This is a genomic window from Pseudomaricurvus alcaniphilus, assembly GCF_011440395.1.
GTDB lineage: Bacteria > Pseudomonadota > Gammaproteobacteria > Pseudomonadales > Cellvibrionaceae > Pseudomaricurvus > Pseudomaricurvus alcaniphilus.
This window is the reverse complement of record NZ_JAAOIX010000022.1, coordinates 1-4,623: the sequence shown is the minus strand read 5'-3', so window position 1 is coordinate 4,623 and position 4,623 is coordinate 1. Positions and strand designations below refer to the sequence as shown.

The following is a 4,623-nucleotide window of genomic DNA, read 5'->3' as shown; positions in this document are numbered from 1 at the left end:
CAAACTCGTCGATGGTGGTAATCCAGGGGCCAATGCCGTAGGCAAAGTCTTTACTCTTTTGTGGGCCCATCAGAATACCCATTTCGTCGGCCTGGCGATCGCGGCCACTGAAATCATTAAACAGGGTAATGCCAAACAGGTAATCGCGGGCATTTTCCGGTCTTACATTGTGACCGCGACGACCAAATACCCAGCCGAGCTCAAGTTCATAGTCCATGCGCTCAATAAAGCCCGGCCAGGGGATTTCGGCTTCGTGACCGAACAGTGTCCAGGGGGTGCCTTTAAAGTAGCCCGGAACTTTGAGAATGCCGGGTGCTGGTTCGCGGCCCATTTTTTCATGGAAGCCTTTGATGTGGTCGATAAAGGTCAGGCCGTCGCGAACCACTGAAGGATCAGTTGCTGGCAGCCATTCGACAGCGTCTATGGCAATAGAGTCTTCATCGGGCTTTTCGTTTTGAACGCGGCGAGCCGCTGACAGAAAGCGGTCGCCAAGGGCAATAGCGGCAGACATGCTGCCAGGGAAAAGGGCTTCCGCAAGGCGCAGTGCAGCTTCTGGTGTGGCGCCTTCTTTCTGCAATCCGCGGGTCGCTGAACTTTTCAGGTCAATAACACGGTTTTCTTCGGGGAGTACGAGTACCAATCGGGCGACTTTTCCATCAGGAGAGTCTACGGCAATACGTCCGAGTTTCATTTTTCACCTCTTTTGTGGATATAGCTTCTAAACAAAGCTGTTCTATGTTTTCGGGTCGTTACAATTTGCTAATCAAGGGCGCGCTGTTTGCGTACAGGAGATTGTGGTTGGCTGTTAAAAGCCAACCTGATCCTTACCTTTGAGCGCCAGCATCTTTCGTGCTTCTTCTGGCGTGGCAATCTCCAGACCCAGCTCTTCGAGAATGGTGCGGATCTTCTTAACCTGTTCGGCATTGGAAGACGCCAATTTGCCACGGCTGATATACAGACTGTCTTCAAGACCGACGCGCACGTTGGCACCCATAATGGCGCCCATCGTGGCCAGCGGAATCTGGTTTTTACCGGCGGCGAGAATGGACCAGTGATAATTTTCCGGGCCCAGCAAACGATCTGCAGTTCGTTTCATGTGCATAAGGTCTTCTGGGTGAGCGCCCATGGCGCCGCGAAGTCCAAAAACTGACTGCACAAACAGTGGGGGTTTAACCAGGCCTCTTTCCATGAAGTAGGCCAGGGTGTAGATGTGGCTGATGTCGTAACATTCAAACTCGAAGCGGGTATTACCTTTTACGCCAATTTCTTGCAGAATCCATTCGATGTCTTCATAGGTATTGCGAAATATCAGACCTCTGGTGCTTTCCAGGAACGGCTTTTCCCAGTCGAATTTCCAATCTCGATCCTTGGCGGCCATCTCTGCCAATACCAGATTGATGGAACCCATGTTTAATGAACACATTTCTGGTTTGAGAGCAGCGCCGGCTTCGGCTCGCTCGGCGACTGGCATGCCGGGGCCGCCGCCGCCAGTGGAAACGTTAATAACGGCGTCGGTTTGTGCCTTAATAGGGGCGAGGAACTCCCGAAAGAGATCCGGAGAGCCGCTGGGCTTGCCGGTTTCGGGATTTCGGGCGTGCAGGTGTACGATGGCGGCGCCTGCGTCGATGGCCTGAATGGAATGTTCAGCAATTTCAGCCGGTGTAACCGGCAGGTGCGGTGACATTGAAGGGGTGTGAGCGCCGCCGGTGATGGCACAGGTAATAATGACTTTATTCATAGTGGCTTTCCGTTTGTACATGCACGGTTTGGTTGGTGTGGCGGAGAATTTCCTGATGTGGGTTACTGTGAGCCCAGCTTCTCCGCACAATCTATATATAAAACGATACGATCCGTACAGAAAAGGCTATCAAAATGGTTGCGCTATGTCTAGCAAGTCTTTAGAAGGTGAGTTTTGCTTGTTTTGCTGGTAGACATTTCTGTCCTGTTTTATTAGGATAATGTACGTATCGTATCAGAATATAAAGATAGAGGTGGTGGCGTTGATTAGAGTGAGTTGGTTCGTTGCGCCGGTGTTGGCGCGGGTTGCTGCGGCAGGCTGTGGTGGTAATCCAGCATTTGAGGTGGAAGCGGCGTTGACGCCGTCCTCTGATGCCCAGTTTGATGCCTTGCTTGAGGGTTCCGTGGATGCAGTGGTGACCTCCATGGATAACGTGATGGCGTGGAATAACCGCTCAGGAAATCTCGATGGGTGCATCATTGCTCAGGTCGAAACGACGACGCCGTTGACGCTGGTTGGGGCATCGGGTATCGCCGGGATAAAAGATCTGGTAGGGCGGCGGCTGTTAGTGGATGCGCCGGGAAATGGTTTTGTCGTAGCACTGCAAAATGCGCTGCTGGATGCGGGCGTAAGTCTGAGTGACTGTGAGTGGATTGAAGGCGGTGGCGTTGCCGAACGCTTTACCGGTTTACGTGAAGGTATTGCTGATGCGACCTTGCTTGGCCCTCCGTTTGATGCCATGGCATTGGGGCAGGGTTTTGCTGCGCTGAGTAATCTTAATCAGTTATACCCTGATTTTCCTGGGCAGGGCTTGGTGGTGCGGCGTGCGGTGTTGGAACAAAAAGGTGGCGAATTGAGTTCTTGGCTGGTGGCGCTTGAGCAGGCCCGGCAATGGATGCTTGCTAATGTTGAGGCCGCCAAAGAGTTTCTGGCGAATGGTGGGGTTCCGCCTGTCGTCATAAATGCGTTGTTACAAACCGTACCGAATACGCTGGTGCCAGATATTACGGGTGTTAAGTTGTTAATTGAGCAGCGTCAGCGGTTATATCCAAATGACGTTGATGGGATTAGCTATCAAACCTTAGTGGATAAGCGCGTTCTTTAAGCGCCGACTCGAAACGTTGAATGGTAAAGGGTGAGTAGATGACTAGTTATGGTATTTGTACGTTTGCGATTGCAGATGGCAGCGCCGGCGCAGGTATTTCTGTTGCAGGTAAAGTCGTATCTATCGACGAATTGATTGATACGCTTCCGGGTTCTGATTGGGACGCCTTGCGTGGTCGCTCTGTATTTGATTTGTTACAGGAATGGAGCCAGGTAAAAGGGGTAATTTCTGGACTCGTGAATGCGGCTGTAGAGAAAAATCTCATTGCTGAATGTGGTCGTGCTCCGGGATCAGTGAAAATGTTTCCGCCGATCATGAAGCCGCAACAAATTTTTTGTACTGGCGCTAATTATCGCCAGCATGTGATTGATCTGACGCTCGATGCAGGCGTTGGCCCAGAGGGGCTCAGCGATGCTGAGTTGCGAACCTGGGCAGAAAATATGATGGATGAGCGTGCGGCAAACGGTGAGCCCTATGTGTTCATGAAGCCAGTGAGTGCTATGGCTGGCGCCTATGATTCACTGCCATTGCCGTCAAATACAACACAGCCGGATTGGGAGTTGGAATTGGGTGTGGTGATTGGAAGGGAGGCATTTCGTGTCAGCCGTGAGGATGCGTTGTCTTATGTGGCCGGTTATACCATCGTCAATGACATTTCCGCGCGCGATTTGATTCCTCGAACAGATTACAAAATGCTGGGAACGGATTGGTTCCGTTCAAAAGGTCAGCGTGGATTTTTTATCGTTGGTCCAGAGGTTGTGCCCAGTGAGTTTGTGGATGATCCAATGGATCTGAAAATCAAACTTGAGGTCTCTGGCAAGTTGATGCAGAACGAAACCACCGCCGATATGATTTTTGATATTGCGCGTCAAATTGAATATATCTCAAGTTACACGCCGCTGTTGCCTGGCGACATCATCTGTACCGGTTCTCCCGCAGGTAATGGAACCCACTACAACCGCTTTTTGCGCGATGGCGATATTATGACCGGTGAGATCGAAGGTCTGGGCGTACAAAAAGTGCATTGTGTTGCCGATCATGACTAAGTCGTCCGACAACCCTATGCGTAAGCTGGTGCGTGAGTCCATTGTGCAGGGGCAAGCTGATGTATCGTTGGCGATTAATCCAGCTTTTTCCGCATTGGCAGCAACACTTGTTGACGGCGTTGAGGGTGAGGTGCGCGTGCGCTTTACCGCCGGCCCGGACTCGCTTCAGGATAATGGCGTGGTCAGTGGCGGTATGCTGGCTGCCATGTTGGATGGCGGTACGGCTATTGCTGCGCTGTCTTTGTTGGATGAAGGTCAAAACTGTGCGACGGTTAGTTTAACCGTAAATATGTTACGACCAGCCTTGCCAGGTCATCTTGAGGTTCGCGCTAAAGTTGATCGAATGGGGCGCAGTATGGCGTTTGTCAGTGCTCAATTATTCGATGAGGCGCAGCGTTTGGTGGCCACAGCAAGCGCGAGCCTTACGGTAATCAATCCCGTGTAAGGCGTGGGGTAGGCAAGGAGTTCGATGTCCTGTTCCCTGTAATACAGATTTGGTTTCCAGATTAATCTGGGAAAAATAAAAATCAGACGAGGTTAAATATGAATATCATTGGTCCTGACGCGCTTGTCTTCGGTGTAGATGACGTTGAAGTATGTGAAAGTTTCCTGATGGATTACGGACTGGAGGCTAAGGGCAATGGTCTTTTTGCTGCTCTGGACGGTACTGGTGTTATTGTCAAAGCAAAAGATGATGCAGATCTCCCTGAAGCGCTTACTACCGGCAATATGTT

6 protein-coding genes are annotated in these 4,623 nt (G+C 51.1%); 4 read left to right on the top strand and 2 right to left on the bottom strand.

Translation table 11 applies throughout. The annotated features are described in order from the left end of the window. Both G8764_RS22040 and kce read right to left on the bottom strand, forming a co-directional pair. On the bottom strand, positions 1 to 691 hold a 691-nt coding region (locus tag G8764_RS22040; protein WP_166168496.1), incomplete at its 3' end, for a fumarylacetoacetate hydrolase family protein. A gap of 114 nt (positions 692 to 805) precedes the next feature. Next, on the bottom strand, positions 806 to 1,738 hold the full coding sequence (gene kce / locus G8764_RS22035) for a 3,5-dioxohexanoate:acetyl-CoA acetone transferase (RefSeq protein WP_166168493.1): 933 nt from the start codon (positions 1,736 to 1,738) through the stop codon (positions 806 to 808). 256 nt (positions 1,739 to 1,994) lie between these two features. Here kce and G8764_RS22030 point away from each other — a divergent pair, with 256 nt between their 5' ends. The 4 genes from G8764_RS22030 to G8764_RS22015 all read left to right on the top strand — a co-directional run. Continuing rightward, on the top strand, positions 1,995 to 2,843 hold the full coding sequence (locus tag G8764_RS22030) for an ABC transporter substrate-binding protein (protein WP_207952047.1): 849 nt from the start codon (positions 1,995 to 1,997) through the stop codon (positions 2,841 to 2,843). Positions 2,844 to 2,881: 38 nt separating this feature from the next. Continuing rightward, positions 2,882 to 3,889 carry a fumarylacetoacetate hydrolase family protein gene (locus G8764_RS22025; protein WP_166168487.1) on the top strand — a complete coding sequence of 336 codons (1,008 nt, stop codon included), beginning with the start codon at positions 2,882 to 2,884 and terminating at the stop codon, positions 3,887 to 3,889. Then, the gene (locus tag G8764_RS22020; RefSeq protein WP_166168484.1) at positions 3,882 to 4,334 is read left to right on the top strand and encodes a PaaI family thioesterase; all 453 of its coding nucleotides are present in this window, start codon (positions 3,882 to 3,884) and stop codon (positions 4,332 to 4,334) included. Before G8764_RS22025 ends, G8764_RS22020 begins: the two co-directional genes overlap by 8 nt. Positions 4,335 to 4,432: 98 nt before the next feature. After that, positions 4,433 to 4,623, top strand: a 191-nt coding sequence (locus G8764_RS22015) for a hypothetical protein (protein ID WP_341806449.1), incomplete at its 3' end; no start/stop codon positions are given.